This window comes from Nonomuraea turcica (assembly GCF_030718205.1).
Taxonomy (GTDB): domain Bacteria; phylum Actinomycetota; class Actinomycetes; order Streptosporangiales; family Streptosporangiaceae; genus Nonomuraea.
Map to the genome: position 1 here is coordinate 524,741 of NZ_JAUZQF010000003.1, position 18,791 is coordinate 543,531.

Genomic DNA, 18,791 nt, shown 5'->3' on the forward strand with positions numbered 1-18,791 from the left:
GCAAGAGCATAGGTTGACCGGTCGAGGCCACCGCCGCTTGTCATGCTCGGCGGAGGCCGGTGCGTTGCAGCCATGAGTCGACCTCGGCTTGGGCGCCGTTGACTTCTTCGCCACGTATGGCGAGCCCTTCCCCGAAGCGCGCGCCTGGGCATGAGGCGGCGTAGTCGCGCTCAGTCGTTCCCAGCCCGCTCATGGCGTGTGTCGTGAGAGGAAAGATGGTCTTGCCGCGGACGTCGAGCTTCTCGGTGAACGTCGTCATGATCATGGGTGCTCGGACGTTCCAGATGGGGCTGGCCAGCAGCACCGTGTCGTAGCGGTCGAGCGAGGGCAGAGGGCCGGCGATCGCTGGGCGGGCGTCGGCGTCTTGCTCTTGGACATTGCGCTCGACGGTCTCGGAGTAGTCCTCGGGGTAGGGGTCGGCGGGTTGGATGCGGTAGAGGTCACAGTCGATACGGCTGCTGATCATCTGGGCCAGGACCTCGGTGTTGCCCACTTCGAGGAAACGACGTTGTCCGTAGTAATAGTTCTCGCCAGGGCGGGAGAAGTAGGCCAGCAGGATGGACCTCGCGGCCGGGCTGGAGAGGGCGGGCCGGTCTGCCGGCTCGGATCTGGGCTGGGGAGGCGAGGAAGGGGCGCAACCGCTCAGCTGGGCACTGGCCATCACGGCCCCTCCTGCCAGGACCACGCTACGAAGGAACGAACGCCGCTCCAGCGCAGGGGACTGATCGTTGCCGGGGTTTGCCTTCATCGCCTGCTCTCAGTGGGTGAGTGCGTGTCAGTCGTTAACCCGGAGCCGGCCGAGTCGGCTGACCATGGCCGGGTCGCGGTGGTCGAAGAACAGCGAGCCTCCGGTGTCCATGGTGGCGATGCGGGCCATCTGGTCGTCGGCGAGCTCGAAGTCGAAGACGTCGATGTTCTGCGTCATGCGGTCGGGCCGGACCGACTTGGGGATCACGACCACTTCCCGCTGGATGAGCCAGCGGAGCACGACCTGCGGCACGGACTTGCCGTGCGTGCCGGCGATCTCGCTCAGGTCCGGGTGGGTGAACAGGTTGTTCTTGCCTTCGGCGAACGGACCCCATGACTCGATCTGGACGCCGCGCTCGCGCATGATCTCCTGGTCGGCCGTGCGCTGGAAGAACGGATGGGTCTCGATCTGGTTCACCGCGGGCGTGACGTCGTTGTTGTCGATCAGGTCGACGAGCCGATCGGGATAGAAGTTGGAGACCCCGATCGCCTTGACCCGGCCCTGGTGGTACAGGTCCTGCATGGCGCGCCACTCGCTGTAGACGTCGCCGAAAGGCTGGTGCATCAGGTAAAGGTCGAGGTAGTCCAGGCCGAGCTTGCGCAGCGAGGTGTCGAAGGCGCGCATGGTGTTGTCCTCGCCGGGATCTTGGATCCACAGCTTGGTGGTGATGAACAGGTCCTCGCGCGGGATGCCGCTGCTCTCGATCGCACGGCCGACGGCCTCCTCGTTGCGATAGGCGGCAGCGGTGTCCAGCAGCCGGTAGCCGGCGGCGAGAGCGTCGGTGACGGCCTGTTCGGTCTGTTCTGGCGGGATCTGGTAGACGCCGAAGCCGAGGATCGGCATCTCTACGCCGTTGTTCAAGGTGACGGTCTGCATGGGATTTTCCATTTCGCGGGTGTGTGGTGATGCTGGGACTGCAGCGGTCCAGGCAGCGGGGGGACTCGCCCGTGTCCGGTCAGGGACGGATGAGGACTTTGAGGGCTCGGCGTTCGGCCATGGCGCCGTAGGCGTCGGGGACGTCGTCGAGGCCGACGGTGCGGTCGAAGACGCGGCCCGGGTCGATGGTGCCGTTCAGGATGTCGGGCATGAGGTCTTCGATGTAGGCGCGGGCTGGTGAGACGCCGCCGGTCAGGGTGATGTTCCGCATGATCACGTCGAAGCCGATGGGGCCTTGCTCGTATTGCGGCACACCCAGGCGGCTGATCGTGCCGCCGTCGATCACGGCGCCGAGGGCGGTCTCCAGGCTCTGAAGGGCGCCGACGGCCTCGATGACGCGGTCGGCGCCGTCGCCGCCGGTCAGCTCTAGTACCCGGGCCACGCCTTCGTCTCCGCGTTCGGCGACGATGTCGGTGGCACCGAAGTCGCGGCCCAGGTCGGTGCGGTCGGTGTGCCGTCCCATGAGGATGATCTGTTCGGCGCCCAGGCGCTTGGCGGCGATCACGGCGGACAGGCCGACCGCGCCGTCGCCGATGACCAGAACGCGGTCGCCGCCGGCCACTCCGGCGGTGAGGGCGCCATGGTGGCCGGTGCCCAGCACGTCCGACAGCGTCAGCAAGGATGGCAGTAGTGGGGAGGTCTCCTCCACAGGGAGTTTGACCAAGGTCCCGTCAGCCATGGGGACGCGGACGGCTTCACCCTGGCCGCCGTCGACGCCGTCCAGACCGTATCGGCCGCCGCGGCGGCAAGAGGAGTGCAGGCCCTTACGGCAGAAGCCGCAAGTGTTGTCGCAGTAGGTGAACGGCGTGACGACCAGGTCGCCCGCTGTCAGGTTGCCGACGTCGGAGCCGGTTTCCTCTATCACGCCGAGGAACTCATGTCCCACGGGGCGGCCGGTGTCGGTGGCGGGCATGGACTTATAGGGCCACAGGTCGCTGCCGCAGACGCAGGACAGCACAACGCGGACGATCGCGTCGGTGGGCTGCTGGATCTTCGGGTCGGGCCGGTCCTCTACACGGACGTCGCCGGCGCCGTACATCACGGCTGCACGCATGAAGTGCTCCTCAATTCGTGGGAAATCTGGGCAAGGCTGCGCTCTCCAGCCCGGGACGGCGGTCAGCGCTCCAGCATCCGCAGGCCGGCTTCGGTATGGGTGTCACCGGCGGCCGGGGGGAGGTTGGTGAGCTTGTCGATCTGTTCGGCGCTCAGCTGAATGCCGTCGGCGGCGGTGTTCTCCTCGACGCGGCTGACGCGCTTGGTGCCGGGGATGGGGGCGATGTCATCGCCACGGGTCAGCAGCCACGCCAGGGCGACCTGGGCCGCGGTGGCGCCTGCTTCGGCGGCGACGGCTTCGACCTCGTCGGCGATGCGCAGGTTGTGCTGGAAGTTCTCGCCGGTGAAGCGCGGGTTGCCGTGGCGGAAGTCGCCTTCCTTGAAGCCGTCGGTGGAGCGGATCTTCCCGGTGAGGAAGCCGCGGCCCAGCGGCGAGAAAGGCACCAGGCCGATCCCGAGTTCGCGCAGCAGCGGCAGCACCCGTTCTTCCAGGCCGCGGGTCCACAGGGAGTACTCCGACTGCACGGCGGTGACCGGGTGAACGGCGTGGGCGCGGCGGATGGTGTCGGGCCCCGCTTCAGACAGCCCGATATGACGGATCTTGCCCTCGGCCACCAGTTCGGCGAGCGCGCCGACGGCCTCTTCAATGGGCGTGTTCGGGTCGACCCGGTGCTGGTAGTACAGATCGATGCGGTCGGTGCCGAGCCGTTTGAGCGAGCCCTCGACCGAGGTGCGGATGTTGGCCGGGCTGCTGTCGAGGTTCCAGGGGCCCGCGCCCCCATGCGCGATCAGGCCGAACTTGGTGGCCAGCACGACCTGGTCACGGCGGCCCGTCAGGGCCCGGCCGAGGAGTTCCTCGTTGGTGTAGGGGCCGTAGATCTCGGCAGTGTCGATCAAGGTGACGCCCAGGTCCAACGCCCGGTGGATGGTGCGGATGGACTCGGCCTCGTCGGTGCCGGAGCCGGTGTAGCCGTGGGACATTCCCATCGCGCCCAGGCCGATGCGGCAGACCTCCAGGTCCCTCAGCATGACGTGCTTCATTGCGCCCTCGCTGTTTCTGATGATGGTCTTGTCGAGACAGATATCCACCCTCGCGCCGGTCCATACTCGGTGCCAGGCCGGGTGTTGCCAGGGAGTGGCGTTCGGGGTAATGACACGGCCCCCCACCTGGCCACCGTGGAGGTCGGCGCGGTGTGAGACTGAAGACATGGCAGACCAGCGCACCACCAGCGGCAGCGACACGGAGCTGGGCCTGTTCCTGCGCGCCCGCCGCACCCAGACCAGCCCTGAGCAGGTGGGCCTCACCATCGGCACTGGCCTCCGCCGCACCCCGGGGCTGCGCCGGGAAGAGCTGGCCACCCTCGCCGGGATCAGCATCGACTACTACGTGCGTCTCGAGCGCGGCAAGGAGACCCGCCCCAGCCCCTCGGTGCTCGACGCCCTCGCCCGCGCCCTCCAGCTCGACGACCAGGAACACCAGCACCTGCGCGAGTTGGCCGCCCGCGCCGCCCGCTACGCTCCCGAGCCCCCGCCTCCGCCCAGCCGCGCCGTACGCCCCCACCTGAAGCTGCTTCTGGAGACGATGCGCCCCTGTCCCGCCTACATCGTCAGCCGCAGCATGGACTTCCTCGCCTGGAACCCCGGAGGGCTCGCCCTGTACGCGGGCCTGGACGACTGGCCGGTCAAACAGCGCAACCTCGCCCGCTACCTGTTCCTGCACCCCACGGCCCGCGAGCTGTTCCCCGACTGGGACACTCAGGTCCGCGGCTGCGTGGCCCGCCTGCGCGCGCAGGCCGGCACCGCGCCGGACGCTCCCGACCTGACCAACCTCGTCGGCGAGCTGCTGTTGAAGAGCTCCGACTTCGCCAAGCTCTGGGAACGCTATGACGTGACCGGCCGCAAGCGCACCCACAAGACCTTCCATCATCCGCACGTGGGGATCATCAACCTCAGCGTCCAATCCATGGACCTGGAGGGCACCCCCGGCCAGCGCCTCGGCGTCTATGTCGCCGAGCCCGGCACCCCTGACTATGACGCGATGCTGCTGCTGGACATGACCGTCCCCCAGCCTGCCGCGCAGCCGGCTGCGAAGGACGAGGCACAGCGCGCACAGTCCTGACCCGCACCCGCGGTGCGATCGGCTCTCGCGACAGGCAATGTCGTCGCCCAGCCTCGCGGGACCGCAGGTGCGGAGTGCGTGGGGCACGACGCATCACCGATGAGGGCATCGGACCGGACCAGCCTGGTCCGGGTACGGCGGATGCTCGGCGTCTACGACGGGGGCCGCATCATCAGCCCCAAGCTCGCCGACAGCCAGGCGATCGGCGGCATGGTGGGCAGCATCAGCGCGGCCCTCCTGGAGCACACGGTCACCGCCCCCCGCGCTGGACGCTGTCGGTACCGGACTGCCGGCAGCGAGGGGACCTGTATGCGAAGGTCCTGGACGTCCTCGACTTGCCCGTGCCCGTAAGAGGCAATGTCCACCGGATCGAGACGAGCAAGCGGTGGTGCCGATGAGACTGGATCGAACCGCGCAAGGTACTCGGTGCGATCAACGTGCACCATCGAGCCGCATAGGCCAGCGCGACAAATCCCGGTTCAACGGTAAATATGCGTTTGAAGCGGCACCTGGAATCGGACGCTGAGGAACACCTTCTCAACCCTGAATGCGGATGTTGAAGCGTTGCACACTTGGTAAGGCACGACTCTGCCAGGTGGTGGAGTCAGTGCTGCAGTTTTATGTAACGCCAGTAACATATCTAGGGGCGCCGGTGGAGGGCGCAGGGCGAAGAGATCAAGGAGCGCGATGCCGAAGATCGTGGATCCGCGGGAGCGAGCAGAGGAGATCATCAACGCTGCTCTGGCCATCCTCGGCAAGGGTGGATTCGCCAAGTTCACCTTGCGTAATATCGCCAAGCAGATGGGAGGCTCGATGTCTCTCATCACCCACTACTTTCCCAACCGGGAAGCGCTCATCGAAGGCATCGTGGCCTCCGTGGAGGAGGATATTGCGCAATTCAATGACGAAGTGCAGGGTGTCGCCGATCCCGTGGAGCGGCTGCACCGGCTCATCGAATGGGCGGTCCCGCTGGACGAGTGGTCGTTGACCATGGAGCGGGCGCGGATCGCGCTGTTGGCTCACCGGGACGCCGATCCGGCGGTGGACGCGTTCTTCGTGAGGCTGGAGCCGCTGATGCGCGGTGTCTATCGGCAGCATGTCGCGGCTCTGGTCGCGGAGGAGGACCTGGAGCTCACCGTAGACCTGATGAGGTCGTGGATCAGCGGTATCACCCTGTCCACTGTGGAGCACCCGGAGATCTGGACGCGGGAGCGTCAGCTGCGGGTGGTGGACCGGTTCGTCGCCATGCTCCCGCTGCGCGAACCGGTCACCCTGAGCCGGGCGCCCGGGACCGGCTGACCCGGTCCCGGCCGCAGGTCACACGAGCTCCTCCGTGTCCACCACCTTGCCGGCGAACGGGTCCTCCGCCTTCAGCTCCGCCTTCGCGACCTTCCCGCTGGGGGTGTACGGCAGTGTGTCCCGGAACTCGAGATAGCGGGGGATCTTGAAGCGCGCCAGCCCCTGCCGGCACCAGGCGAGGATCTCGGCCACGGTCACCGTGCTCCCCGGCTTCAGCACGATGATGGCCTTGACCTCTTCGTCGCGCCGAGGGTCGGGCACGGGGATCGCGCTGACCTCGAGGACACCGGGCAGGGCGGAGATGTGCTGTTCGACCTCGGCGGCGGAAATGTTCTCTCCGCTCCTGCGGATCATGTCCTTGATGCGGCCGACATAGAAGTGCTCGCCGTCCGCGGTCTTGCGGACGATGTCGCCGGTCCTGAACCATCCGCCCGGCAGGAACAGCTCGGCGTTCACCTCGGGGCGGTTGTGGTACCCGAGCATCATGCCCGGCCCACGCAGGCAGAACTCGCCCGGCTCGCCGGGGGGCACCTCGGCGCCGGTGGCGTCGATCACCTTGGACTCGCGGTCGGGCAGGCACCATCCCATGGAGTTGGAGCCGACCAGATCGGTGCGGTGCCAGGGAACGAACGTCCCGGACCCGGTCTCGGTGCTCGCGTACCAGTCCCGCGCCATCAGGCCGAAGCGCTCTTCAAGCGGCCGGTGCAGGCTTGGCGTGAACGCCATGACGGGCGCCTTCTTCAGCTTCAGGCGGCGGTCGAGGTCGGAGGGCGGCTCGTCGAGCAGGCCCTCGTCGATCCAGGCGAAGTCGATGTCGTGGTCGACGAGCCAGCCCATGAACTTCCTGCGGCTCAGGCCCGGGGTGACGTGCAGGCGGCCACCCGAGGCCAGGACCATCATGAAGTACGCCTGGTTCTGCATGTAGTAGAACGGGTGGTCGGCGAGGAGCTCCTGCGGGTCGTCGAAGAGCGCCGCGCCATAGACCCCGAGTTCGAGCCAGTACTCGTGGGTCAGCAGACAGCCTTTGGGCAGCCCGGTCGTCCCGGAGGTGAACTGGATCCCCACCAGGTCCAGGCGTCCGGCCCGATGTGTCCTGGGGGTGGCCGGCTGGCTGAGCAGTTCCTCGAACTGCGGGCCGGTCATGATCAGCCGTTCCTCGGGTACGGCCCCGGCGGCGAGCGGGCGCAGATCCTCGGCGGCGACGAGCCACGACGCCCCGGAGTCCCCGAGCACGAAATCCACTTCGCGGCGGGTGTACTTGGGGTTCAGCGGCACCGCCACGGCGCCGGCCTCGATGACCGCCAGCCACGCGAGCGGGAACTCGACCTGGTTGCGGAGCATCAGGCCGACCTTGTCTCCCGGGCGCAGCCCCCGGGCCTCCAGCGCCGACCTGATCCGCCCGACGGCGTCATGGAGTTCGGCCCAGGTCATGCGCTGCCCCGAGTCCACGAAGTGCAGCGCGCCCTTGGCCGGCCAGGTCAGCGCAGCCAGGTCGAGCGACTCGGGAATCGTGAGCGTCAGCACCTTGTCGTGGTGGGTGGTGAGGTCTACGGACAGCTGGGTGTTCACGGTGTTGCCGGTCTCCTCGTCGGGGGGCGTTCAGGAGGTGGGCGAGGCCCAGAGGACGCGCTGCGTGGCCACGAATCCGGGGCGTTCGCGTGCCGCGACCTCGGCCGTGCAGTCGATGACCAGCAGGTGACCCTGCCGGCCCCGGTCGATCACCTGGGTGATGGTGCCGCGGATGCGGAAACGGTCGTCGTGCCGCACGACGGACACGAAGCGGACGTTGTCCAGCCCGTAGTTCCAGGCGATCCAGGGGCCCTCGGACCACAGCGCGTGGTTGAAGAGGTAGTCCAGCATCCCGAGGAGGTGATAGCCCTCCACCAGGTCCTCGCCATATCCCTCAGCGCCGCCGTAGGGATGGGGATAGTCGTCCAGGTAGGTGGCCTTTTCGAAGATCGCCGACCGGTCGGCGTCCATGCTGAACCAGGGGGTCACGAAGGACTTGCCCAGGAGTGTCGGAGCCTCGGACGGGTGACGCGTGCTGAGGGTCACGACCTCGGACAGGTCGGACAGATCGATGGCCATGCTCGCCATCCCTTCCGTATGTAACAGTTGTTATAAATAAAGGGAAGGAGTGTCCCCGGGGGATCAGGGACACTGCGTCAGAAGGCGTCCGCCGACGACCGGCGGCGGGGAGTCCAGCCCGGGCGCGGCACCGCGTCCAGCAGCTGCCTCGTGTAGCTCTCGCGCGGGCTGTCGAGGACGTCGGCGGTCTGGCCTTGTTCGACGAGCTCGCCTGTGCACATGACCAGGCACCGGTCGCTGACCTGGCGGACCACCGCCAAGTCGTGTGAGACGAAAAGGTAGGAGATGCCGCGCCGTTCCCGAAGGTCGATCAGCAGGTTGAGCACCTGAGACTGGACACTGACGTCCAGTGCCGCGACGGCCTCGTCGAGGATCAAGAGGCGGGGCTCCAGGGCGAGCGCGCGGGCGATCGCGACGCGCTGCCTCTGGCCACCGGACAGGCTTCTCGGGTACTCCGCAGCGAGCCGCTCATCGAGCCCGACCTCGTCGAGCAGTTCGGCGACCCGGGTCAAACGCCGTGCTTTGGACAAGCGGAAATGCACAGAGAGCAGCTCTGCGATCGCCGAGCCTATTCTCTGCCGGGGATCCAGCGACCCGAACGGGTCCTGGAAGACCATCTGGATGTCCCGGTCACCGCGCCGTCGGCGGGCCCGCGGCCCGGCGATCGGACGCCCGTCGAGCTGCACCTCACCGGCCGTCGCCGACTCCAGCCCGGCGATGATCCGCGCCGTGGTGGTCTTGCCGGAGCCTGATTCGCCGACGATGGCCAGCGACTCGCCCTGGCGCAGATCGAAGGTGAGGTCGTTCACCGCCACCAGGCCCGAGCCCGGCCTGTCGCCTTCGAAGACTTTGCGCAGTCCCCGTACGCGCAGGAGCGGTTCAGTCATGCCCGGGCTCCTTCCCGAAGAGCCGGCTCCAGCTCTTCGGCGTGGTGGCAGGCCACCGTCCGGGCCCCTACCCGGCGTGGCGCAGGTCGTTGGGTCCGGCATTGGCCGGTGGCGTGGGCGCACCGTGAGGCGAACACGCACCCCTCGCCCACCTCGAAGGCCGAGACGGGCCGTCCCGGTATCGATACGGGTCGTCTGACGCTCGTCGGGCTCGGCCTGGAGGCCAGCAAGGCCGCCGTGTACGGGTGGCGCGGAGCGGCGTAGATGTCGGCCGCCGGGCCGTGTTCCACGACCACGCCCGCGTACATGACGGCCAGTGAGTCCGTGACGGCGGCGGCGAGGTCCAGGTCGTGGGTGATGAACAGCATGCCGAGGGAACGTTCGCGGATCTGCTCGGCGAGGATGGCCATGACGTCGGATTGGACCGTCATGTCCAGCGCCGTGGTCGGTTCGTCCGCCAGGATCAGTTCCGGGGAGGGCAGCAGGGCCATCACGATCATCATGCGTTGGAGGAGGCCGCCGGACAGCTGGTGCGGATACTGCGCGATGCGCCGTTCGGGGTCGGGCACACCGACATCGCGAAGCAGGGCGCAGGCGGCCTCCAGCGCCTCGGCGCGGCGCATCATCCTGCTGGCGACCACCCCTTCGACGAGGAAGTCGCCGACCGTGCGCAGCGGGTTGATGTGCGCCCGCGGGTCCTGGTAGATCATGGCGACGCGCTGTGCGCGAAAGTCGGCGAGTTCTCTGCCCTTCATGTCCAGGATGGAGTGGCCGCGGAAGCCGACCTTGCCCGTCGCCACCGCCCCGCGGGGCAGCAGGCCCATCACCGCCTTGGTGGTCATGGACTTGCCCGACCCGGACTCGCCGACCAGCCCTACCGACTCGCCGGGCGCGACCGACAGGGACGCGTCGTGGATGACCGTGCGCGGCGCGGCGCGCCGGTCGCGTGGAGGAAGCTCGACATGCAGGTGCTCGATGTCGAGAAGCCGCTCTTTCACGTGCTCACCCCGATCCGCGTGGAGAGGCGTTCGCCGAGGATGTTGAAGGAGACCACCGCCAGGACGATCAGCAGCCCGGCGGACAGGCTCTGCTGGAGTGCTCCATCGAGCATCTCCGGGCGCCCCTCATTGACCATCACGCCCCACTCCGCCTGCGGAGGCTGCACCCCGAGGCCGAGAAAGGAGATCGCGCCGAAGTCCATCAGCGCCCAGCCGAATGCCAGGGTCCCCTGCGCCACCGCCAGCGGGGCGACGTTGCGCAGCACATGCCGGGTGCAGATGCGCCAGCCCGACAGGCCGGCCAAGCGGCACGCCTCGACATAGGGCAGACGGCACTCGCGCACCGCCGCGCTGCGCACGACTCGTGCGACGTAGGGGATATAGATCAATGACAGTGCGATCACGGGTGTCCATAGGCCGGTTCCGAGGACTGCGGCCGCCAACACGGCCACCAGGACCCCCGGCACCGCGAACATGATCTCCAGCACTCGGGCCGTCATCCGGTCGACCTTGCCACCGTGATACGCGGCGGCGATGGCGATGGCCGTTCCGAGCACGGAGCTGATCAGGACGGTGACGGCGGGGGCCATGAGACTCGGCCGTGCTCCGGCCAGCAGCCGGGACAGCAGGTCGCGTCCAAGTGAGTCGGTGCCGAGCAGGTGCTGCGCCGATGGCCCTTGGCCGGCGGCGAGAATGTCGGTCTCATCCGGCGGATAGGGGGCCAGGAAGGGGCCGAACAGCGCGAGCAGAACGAGGGCTGCGCACAACAGGCCCGCCACGGTCAGCACCAGGTCGTTGCGGGCGAGCCGTCCCCCCAGGACGGGGGAGGGCGCCAGATGCGCGGTGCTCACGGCCTACCTCCTTTCCCGCAGCCGCGGGTCGAGGGTCGTCTGAGCGAGGTCGATGACGGTCATGACGACGACGAAAACGGTGACGATGATGAGAGAGACGGCGTTGACCACGGCATAGTCCTTGCTGATGACGCTCTTGATCAGCAGCGATCCGAGACCGTCGATCGCGAAGGCGGACTCCACGACGGCCGTGCCCGCGACCAGGCTGGCGCACATGAGGCCGGAGACGGTGAGCACCGGGATGGCCGCGTTGCGCACCACGTGCCGCCGCAGGACGATCGACCATGGCAGCCCTCGCCCGACGGCCGTGGATACGTGCTCGCGCCCCGCCTCCTCGCCGACGGCCGCCGTCGTCATCTGCGCGATGTAGGCGGCACCGCTCATCGAGAGCGCAAGCGCGGGAAGCGTCAGATGCCACAGTCGATCGGCGAGGCCGGTTCCCGCGCCGTAGGTGGGGAACCAGCCCAGCCTGACGGCGAACATGCCGATGAGCAGCGCTGCCGCGACGAACCCCGGGATCGCCACGCCGAGCCCGGTCAGAGCGTTCACCACGGGGCGCCACCGTAGGTTTACTCCGCCGAAGACGCCCAGCCCGATGCCGATCACCAGAGTGATCAGTGCGGAAAGCGCCACGAGGGCGAGCGTGGTCACGATGCGCGGGCCCAGCAGTGCGCTCACCTCCTGGCGGTAGGTCAGCGATGTGCCGAGGTCGCCGTGCAGCACGCCGGTCAGCCAGTGCCAGTAGCGGACGAGCAGGGGGTCGTCGAGCCCGAGCTGGGCTGTCAGCGCGGCACGCTGCTCGGCCGTGGCCCGCTGCCCGAGTAGCTGGGAGACCGGGTCGCCGGGAGCGGACGCCAGTGCGGCGTACACCACGAAGGATGAGACGAGCAGTGTGACGCATGCTCCGGCGACCTTGCTCAGGAGTGTTGTGACCGTCGTCCGGCCGGCCCGGCGCGGTGGCCCGGAGCCCTTCGCCATTATGGTGATCCCTGCTATCCGGCGGTGCCGATGAAGGCCATCTGCGGCATGGACCAATAGGCGAACGATGTGATGGCGCCGGTGAGCCGGTGGTTGAGGAAGGTGATGGTGCTGTTCTCGATCAGCGGGATGAGCGCCGAGTCCGGCTCGGAGATCTCCTGGACGGCAATGATCAGCTTTGCCCGTTTCACGGGGTCGAACGTCTGTCGAGCCTCGGTGAGCAGTTTGGTGACTTCGGCGTTGTCGTAGTCGGTGTAGTTGTAGGGCTGGCCTGGCAGCAGGTTGAAGCCCATGGGTTCGAGCGGGTCCTGGGCCACATTGAAGCTCGACGAGAGCAGCAGGTCGATGCCCTCGCGCTTGGTGGCGTCGTAGGCCGCCTGGTCGAACGCCAGCGGCGTGAGCGGATTGATCTTGATGTTGATCCCTGCCTGCTTGGCCTGCTGCTGGACGAGCTGGGCGGTGCGGGAGCCGCTGTCGTCCCCGCCCTTGATCGCCAGAACGAGTTCCTGACCTTGGTAGCCGGACTGCGTGACCAGTGCTTTGGCCTTGGCGATGTCGAATGAGCGCTCTTTGACGAAGGGCTGGTATGCCGCCTGGTAGATCTGCTTTTGGTCGTTCGGCCAGGTGGTGGTGGACAGGCTCGTGTAGGTGGGCGTCGCCGCGCCGTTGAACACCACTTTGGCCAGAGCTTCGCGATCGATGATCGTCTGGAGTGCTTGGCGCAGCTTGATGTTGTCCAGCGGCCCGTCAGGCCGGGCGACGGCCATTCCCGTAGATTGCATGGACGGTCCGAACACCAGCCTGCCTGCTTTCGACGACCGCAGTGCGGGAACGGCCGAAGGGGAGATCTCGTAGGCTCCGTCGATCTCGCCGGCGTTCAGCGCCTGGGTCAGTGCCGTGCTGTCGGAGACGAAGGTGAACTTCACCGACTTGGCCAAAGCCCGGCGTTCGGGGTTCCAATAGCTGTCATTGCGGGAGAGGGCGATGCTGTCTCCGCTCCTCCATGACTCCAGCTTGAAGGGGCCGCTGCACATCACCCCGCCGCCGGGCGTGCCGAGGTTCTTGCCGGCGCGCTCGGCGTGCGCCTTCTGGATGACCATCCCCGCGATGCTGGCCATCTCGTTGTTGAACAGCGCGTCCGGGGTGGAGAACTTCACGGTCACCTTGTCGCCGGCGGCCTTGATGCTCTCCACGTTCTGATAGATGAAGCTGACGATCGACGACGGGTCCTTGGCCCGGTTCATGCTGTAGGCGACGTCCTCGGCCGTCAGCGGATCGCCGTTCCAGAACTTCACTCCGTCGCGGATCTTGTAGACGAGAGTGCGCGGATCGACCTGCTCGTAGGTGGCCAGCTGGGGCGTCAAGCCGAACTCGGCGTCCGTCTTCAGCAGCGCGTCGCAAAGGTTTCCGACGACCTGGCCGCCCCCATAGGTGGCCGCGTTCGAGGGGAACAGCGTGTCCGGCTCCCCGCTGAGATTCCAGGTGATCTGCTCCACCTCGCCCTTGGCTGCAGGCAGACTCGAGACGAGTTCGGCGGACGTGGTCTCATTGGCTCCGCCGGAGGTGGATTCCGGATCTGCCGAGCAGGCGCCCAGACTCAGGAGGACAAGGGCGACGGCGGTGCCTCGAAGGGGAGCGACGAGGGGCCGCCGTGGTGGACTTACGGGCATGAGGCACTCCTTTGATCAGGCCCCGTGCAGGTCAGCGCGATATGGCAACGGAACATATAACGCTTGTTTCAAAACCACAAGGGTTCGTTTTCTTGCCGTTGGCGGACTGTCCACCTCTTGACGAGGGGCCGGGCGGCCGGTTTTATAAAGCTTGTTCCATATCCTGGCCCCTTCTGGACATCGAGGACCCCCATCGTGAGTGAGGTATGCCCATGGTCGCTGAGCTGATCTGGATGGGCGCGTACGAATTGAGCGACCTGATCCGTCGCAAAGAGGTGTCGCCCGTCGAAGTGGTCGACGCGGTCCTCGCGCGCCTGGAGGAGGTCAACCACGCGATCAACGCCTTCGTCACCGTGACCGCCGAGTCCGCCAGGGAACAGGCGAAGCAGGCCGAGGCCGCAGTCTTTCGGGGCGGCGATCTTCCCCCGTTGCACGGCCTGCCGATCACAGTGAAGGACCTCATCGACACTGCGGGTGTCCGCACCACCTACGGCTGCGTGCGGTTCACGGACCACGTACCGGACACCGACGCGATCTCCTGGGCGAGGCTCAAAGCAGCCGGCGCCATCCTCATCGGGAAGACCACCACCCCCGAGTTCGGCATGCTCGGCGTGACCGACAGTTACCTGACCGGCAGCACCGGCACCCCCTGGAACCCGGCGCACACGGCCGGCGGCTCCAGCGGGGGCGCGGCCGCGGCGGTGGCGGCGGGGATCGCCCCCCTCGCCTGGGGTTCGGACGGCGGCGGCTCGATTCGGGTGCCGGCCGCGAGTTGCGGCGTCGTGGGCTTCAAGGTGTCGAGCGGCCGCATCCCCTCTCGCGGGTCCCAGGACGGTGACTCCACCGATGGGCCCCTTACCCGGCGCGTGATCGACACGGCGATGCTGCTGGACGCGACGGTCGGCCCGCATCACCAGGACCGGTTCTCACTTCCGGCGACCGGTGAGAACTACGTGGAGGCGGCGCTGCGCGGCGTCGACCTCGCCGGGCTGCGCTTCGCCTACAGCATCGGCCTGGACCAGGGGCCGGTGGACCCGGAGACGCGCGGCGTCGTCGACGCGGCGATGAGCCGGCTGTCGGCCGCAGGTGGGGCAGTGGTCGACACCGTCTCCATGGACCTGCCGGACGCGATCGACAACTTCCTCACGTACTGGTCTCCGGAGTTCTCCGACCACCTCCATATGATCTTTCCGCCCGGGACCGAGGCATGGCCGGCCATGAAGGAGATCGCCGAGTTCGGACGCACTCTCTCGGCCGCCGATGTGAGTCGATCCCTGCGCCAGACCAAGACGCAAATCTACGACGGCTTCGACCGCGTCCTGCAGGAATACGACTTCATCGTCACCGCCACCACGCCCACGCCGCCGTTCCCCCACAACGCTCCCGGCGGTGCAGAGATCGTCGACGGCGAACGGGTGCGCTACCCCGCTCTCTTCTTCCACCGGCTCACCGAACTGCCCAGCCACGCGGGCCTGCCCGCGGTCTCGATCCCCTGCGGCTTCACCTCCGACGGACTGCCCGTCGGTCTGCAGATCATCGGCGGGCCCCACGCGGACGCTGCCGTCATCGAGGTGGCGGCGGCTCTGGAACGGCTCTCACCCTGGCACGATCGCAGACCCGAGCTGCCCTGACCACGAGGCAAGGAACATCATGATCCCCTACCTTCGCATCACGGCGGCGCCCGTGCCCGACGACGCCACCGAGCACAAGGTCGTCGTCCGTGACGGCGTCGCGCTGGCCACGGACGTCTACCTACCCTCCGACGTGCCCGGCCCGCACCCGGCGATCCTCATACGGCTCCCCTACGACAAGGACGGCGCCTACTGCTTCATGCCGCAATTCGCCCGGCTCATGACGCGACGCGGATACGCGGCGGTGATTCAGGACGTCCGCGGCAAGTTCCGCTCCGAAGGTGCGACGGAGTTCGGACGTCACGAGGTGGACGACGGCTGGGACACGATCGAGTGGATCGTGTCGCAGCCGTGGTCCGACGGCAACGTGGCCATGTGCGGCGACTCCTACTACGGCTACACGTCGCTGGCCGCGGCGATGAGCGGTCATCCCGCGCTGAAGGCCATCGCACCCCGGCTCACCGGCACCCAGCTGTCCATGGTCCTGCCGAATCCGGACGGCACCCGCGACGTCGAGCAGACCGCGCGGCGGGCCTACCTGGCCTCGATCTACATCGACCACGACACCTACGAGTGGGAGCCCGACTGGTCGCGCCGGCCGCTGCGGGACGGCTTCGAGGAGTTCTTCGCCGAGCTCGGCAAACGTTCGGCAGGGTTCGACGCCGAGTTCGAACCTGAGAGCTGCCACGTTCCCGCGCCCCTGGAACGGCTGCTCCGCCAGGAGTGGACGGTGCCCATCCTCTTCACTGTCGGCTGGTTCGACAACTGCGCGTCCTGGTCCTGGCACGACATCAGGGCGCTCGCGGAGAGCCCTGCCTGGTCGCAGCAGCTCCACCTGCGCATGGAGCCGATCGACCACGAAAACAGCCGGCTGGACGATGCCCCCGCCCAGGACGCGTCCATCGGCGAAGATGCGATCGCCAGGGTTCTCGGCCCCACCCTGGACTTCTTCGACCGCGTCGTCCGCGGCCTGCCCGGACCGCCGATCCCCAGAGTTCACTACGAGGTCTGCCATGGGGATGTCCGCACCGCCGAGGTCTGGCCGCCGAAGGACGCGCACGAGGTGCGGATGTTCATGACCGGACACGAAGGCGAGCGCGTGCTCACCCTCGAGCGGCCCGCCACGAGCACGAGGATCAGCTGGAATCACGACCCGGCGGATCCGGTGCCCTCGATCGGCCGGGACCCCTTCGCGATCCTCGGCGACTGGCACGACATCGGCGACGTGGGGCGACGCGTCGACGTCGTGCAGTTCAGGGGCCCTGCTGCCGAACACGACCAGGTCTATGCCGGACCGGTCTCGGTCCGGGTGCCTTTCGAGTCCAGTGTCCAGTTCACCCACCTGCACGCACGCCTCCTGGACATCGACGTCGAGGGCCGCGCCTTCCTCATCGCCAAGGGGCAGACCCAGGTCGTCGTACCCGGTAACGGCCTCACCGCAGTCGATCTCCTCCACGTCGGCTACCGGCTGCGCCGTGGCCACCGCCTGGCGTTGCAACTCATGAGCAGCGACTTCCCTGATTACGTCCTGGCCCCGGGCGACGGCGGCGACCCCTTCGAAGCCGTCGCGCCCGCAGCGTCGCGCCAGACCATCGGCACCGGCGAGTCCGCCGTGCTGAGCCTGTGGGCGCTCGACCCGTCCGGCGACTCGCCCACCAACTGAACGGAGCACATCATCGTGAACTGGACCGGGACCATCCGCCCGGTGCCCGAAGAGGTGCGGACTGACATGGTGCCGATGCGGGACGGAATCCGCCTTGCCACAGACGTCTATCTTCCACGCTCACCCGAGAGCGCCCTGCCCGCGATCTTGATAAGACTCCCGTACGGGAAGACCAGCGAGTACTGTTTCGCGGACCAGATCGCGGCGCGCCTGACGGCTCGCGGCTACGCCTGCGTCGTCCAGGACGTCCGGGGCAAGTTCGACTCCGAGGGCGAGACCTTCGGGCTGCTCAGCGAAGCCGCCGACGGCTTCGACACACTCGACTGGATCGTCGCCCAGCCCTGGTCGGACGGACGGGTGGGCATGTTCGGCGACTCCTACTTCGGATTCACCCAGTGGGCCGCGGCGAGCACGTCCCATCCCGCCCTCCGGGCGATCGTGCCCCGGGTCACCACGCACGCCTTCGACCGCTTTCCGCAGCAGCCCGAGTCCACCGTCATCGACCCTCCGTGGTTGACCTTCGGCGTCTACCTCCAGCAGTGCTGGGTTGACCGCGGGCTCAACGAGCAGACTGTCGACTACCGGGTGCGTCCCCTCACCGCGGCGTTCGAAGCCGTCTTCCGGGACCTGGGAGCTCGTTCGCCATGGTTCGACCAGTTCATCCACGGACCGCTGCGGGCCCCGGTCTTCCCGTCCGGCCACCCGCTCCGCGCCCGCCCTATTCCCGTCCTGCACACCGTCGGCTGGTACGACAACCTCGCCATCGCCTCTATGCGGTCCTATGCCGAGTTCCTCGCCGATCCGAACTGGGGTCCGCTGCAGTACCTGTTCGCCGACTCGATCGATCACGAGAACTACCATCTGGACTACGTCCCGGTACGGCCCGAACATGACCACGCGACGATGGATCCGAAGGCCATGGAGCTCCTCCTGGACCGCTATGTCGAGCCCGCCATCGACTTCTTCGACGCCTTCGTCCGCGAGAGCGCCGACGCGGAGCGGTTTCCCCGCGTCCAGTGGCACCAGGGCCATGTCGGCTACCGCACCGCGGGAACCTGGCCTCCGGAGAACGCCCGAAAGGTGATGCTGTACCTCGACGGCCTCGATCGGGCCGCCGAGGGGGAGGGCGGGGTTCTCACCCTCACCGCACCGGCCGGCGACCAGCAGGCCACCTGGCGGTACGACCCCTCGAACCTCGTCCCCTCCAGCACTCTCAGCTCCTGGTCCCAGTTGCGTGACTGCTCCGATGAGGCTGCGGCGGGCGAGAGGCCGGACGTGCTGCGCTTCGACCTGCCGGCGGTGGAGGAGGAGATCGATCTCGCCGGACCCGTCGATCTGTGGGTGGCGGTGGACTCCACCGCCGAGCGGGCCGATGTCTTCGCCAAGCTCCTCGACGTCGCCCCTGACGGCCGGGCGACCCTGATCGTCCGCGGCCAGGGAACCCTCACCAACCCGTCGCCTGACGCCGAGGTCCGCATCGAAATGGGTCACGTCGGCCTGCGGATCAGGCGCGGCCACAAGGTACGCCTGCACATCGCGAGCAGCGACTACCCGGAGTACGTCCCCAGCACTGGGGACGCCCGCAACCCATGGACCGCCGCCGACCGCCGCGCGTCCACCCAGGTGTTGCACTCTTGCCTTGCCACACCGGCTCGCCTCAGCCTCACGGTAATGGACGGCGCACCAGAAAACCGGCTTCAGGTCGGCGAGTAGTCCGCCGTCCACGACGGCATCGAGCACAGGACGGGCAAGGCCGACCTCCGCTCGTTTTATGTAACGACTGTTTCATATCACGCCTTCCGCGCGCCACAGTCGGCGTGCGGTCGCGCCCGCGGGAACCCACCGCATCGGCCGCCGAGACACGGCTCAC

At 67.8% G+C, this 18,791-nt stretch carries 17 protein-coding genes; 6 read left to right on the plus strand and 11 right to left on the minus strand.

What is annotated here, in order from left to right; genetic code table 11:
- Positions 1 to 40: 40 nt before the first annotated feature.
- The 4 genes from Q9G87_RS11215 to Q9G87_RS11230 form a co-directional block, all read right to left on the minus strand.
- Positions 41 to 661, minus strand: coding sequence for a flavodoxin (locus Q9G87_RS11215; RefSeq protein WP_305916201.1), 621 nt, complete (start codon positions 659 to 661; stop codon positions 41 to 43).
- Positions 662 to 775: 114 nt separating this feature from the next.
- On the minus strand, positions 776 to 1,624 hold the full coding sequence (locus Q9G87_RS11220) for an aldo/keto reductase (protein WP_305916202.1): 849 nt from the start codon (positions 1,622 to 1,624) through the stop codon (positions 776 to 778).
- 79 nt (positions 1,625 to 1,703) lie between these two features.
- The gene (locus tag Q9G87_RS11225) at positions 1,704 to 2,738 is read right to left on the minus strand and encodes a zinc-binding dehydrogenase (RefSeq protein WP_305916203.1); all 1,035 of its coding nucleotides are present in this window, start codon (positions 2,736 to 2,738) and stop codon (positions 1,704 to 1,706) included.
- 62 nt (positions 2,739 to 2,800) lie between these two features.
- Positions 2,801 to 3,766: an aldo/keto reductase gene (locus Q9G87_RS11230; protein WP_305916204.1), complete on the minus strand. Its 966-nt coding sequence runs from the start codon at positions 3,764 to 3,766 to the stop codon at positions 2,801 to 2,803.
- A gap of 178 nt (positions 3,767 to 3,944) precedes the next feature.
- Here Q9G87_RS11230 and Q9G87_RS11235 point away from each other — a divergent pair, with 178 nt between their 5' ends.
- From Q9G87_RS11235 to Q9G87_RS11245, 3 genes are all read left to right on the plus strand, one after another.
- Entirely contained in the window at positions 3,945 to 4,856 is a 912-nt protein-coding gene (locus Q9G87_RS11235) for a helix-turn-helix transcriptional regulator (protein WP_305916205.1), read from the plus strand.
- A gap of 99 nt (positions 4,857 to 4,955) precedes the next feature.
- A complete protein-coding gene (locus tag Q9G87_RS11240; protein WP_305916206.1) occupies positions 4,956 to 5,207 on the plus strand; it encodes a molybdopterin cofactor-binding domain-containing protein in 252 nt (83 codons plus the stop codon).
- A gap of 336 nt (positions 5,208 to 5,543) precedes the next feature.
- Positions 5,544 to 6,155: a TetR/AcrR family transcriptional regulator gene (locus Q9G87_RS11245; RefSeq protein WP_305916207.1), complete on the plus strand. Its 612-nt coding sequence runs from the start codon at positions 5,544 to 5,546 to the stop codon at positions 6,153 to 6,155.
- A gap of 18 nt (positions 6,156 to 6,173) precedes the next feature.
- Here Q9G87_RS11245 and Q9G87_RS11250 read toward each other — a convergent pair whose 3' ends face one another.
- From Q9G87_RS11250 to Q9G87_RS11280, 7 genes are all read right to left on the minus strand, one after another.
- Entirely contained in the window at positions 6,174 to 7,724 is a 1,551-nt protein-coding gene (locus tag Q9G87_RS11250) for a class I adenylate-forming enzyme family protein (protein WP_305916208.1), read from the minus strand.
- A 30-nt stretch (positions 7,725 to 7,754) separates the two neighbouring features.
- Complete coding sequence (locus tag Q9G87_RS11255) at positions 7,755 to 8,243, minus strand: hotdog family protein (protein ID WP_305916209.1); 489 nt, start codon at positions 8,241 to 8,243, stop codon at positions 7,755 to 7,757.
- A gap of 77 nt (positions 8,244 to 8,320) precedes the next feature.
- Positions 8,321 to 9,130 (minus strand): ATP-binding cassette domain-containing protein, encoded by an 810-nt coding sequence (locus Q9G87_RS11260; RefSeq protein WP_305916210.1) that lies wholly within the window; start codon positions 9,128 to 9,130, stop codon positions 8,321 to 8,323.
- The gene (locus Q9G87_RS11265) at positions 9,127 to 10,128 is read right to left on the minus strand and encodes an ABC transporter ATP-binding protein (RefSeq protein WP_305916211.1); all 1,002 of its coding nucleotides are present in this window, start codon (positions 10,126 to 10,128) and stop codon (positions 9,127 to 9,129) included. Before Q9G87_RS11265 ends, Q9G87_RS11260 begins: the two co-directional genes overlap by 4 nt.
- Positions 10,125 to 10,979, minus strand: coding sequence for an ABC transporter permease (locus Q9G87_RS11270; RefSeq protein WP_305916212.1), 855 nt, complete (start codon positions 10,977 to 10,979; stop codon positions 10,125 to 10,127). Before Q9G87_RS11270 ends, Q9G87_RS11265 begins: the two co-directional genes overlap by 4 nt.
- A 3-nt stretch (positions 10,980 to 10,982) precedes the next feature.
- Positions 10,983 to 11,957: an ABC transporter permease gene (locus Q9G87_RS11275; protein WP_305916213.1), complete on the minus strand. Its 975-nt coding sequence runs from the start codon at positions 11,955 to 11,957 to the stop codon at positions 10,983 to 10,985.
- Between the two features lie 14 nt (positions 11,958 to 11,971).
- Positions 11,972 to 13,627 (minus strand): ABC transporter substrate-binding protein, encoded by a 1,656-nt coding sequence (locus Q9G87_RS11280; protein WP_305916214.1) that lies wholly within the window; start codon positions 13,625 to 13,627, stop codon positions 11,972 to 11,974.
- Between the two features lie 212 nt (positions 13,628 to 13,839).
- On the opposite strand from Q9G87_RS11280, the gene Q9G87_RS11285 reads away from it, so the two are divergent.
- From Q9G87_RS11285 to Q9G87_RS11295, 3 genes are read left to right on the plus strand one after another with little or no spacing between them, the layout of a single operon-like run.
- Positions 13,840 to 15,258 (plus strand): amidase, encoded by a 1,419-nt coding sequence (locus Q9G87_RS11285; RefSeq protein WP_305916215.1) that lies wholly within the window; start codon positions 13,840 to 13,842, stop codon positions 15,256 to 15,258.
- A gap of 19 nt (positions 15,259 to 15,277) precedes the next feature.
- Positions 15,278 to 16,921 carry a CocE/NonD family hydrolase gene (locus Q9G87_RS11290; protein ID WP_305916216.1) on the plus strand — a complete coding sequence of 548 codons (1,644 nt, stop codon included), beginning with the start codon at positions 15,278 to 15,280 and terminating at the stop codon, positions 16,919 to 16,921.
- A gap of 15 nt (positions 16,922 to 16,936) precedes the next feature.
- Positions 16,937 to 18,634, plus strand: a complete 1,698-nt coding sequence (locus Q9G87_RS11295; RefSeq protein ID WP_305916217.1) for a CocE/NonD family hydrolase — start codon at positions 16,937 to 16,939, stop codon at positions 18,632 to 18,634.
- Positions 18,635 to 18,791 lie beyond the last annotated feature (157 nt).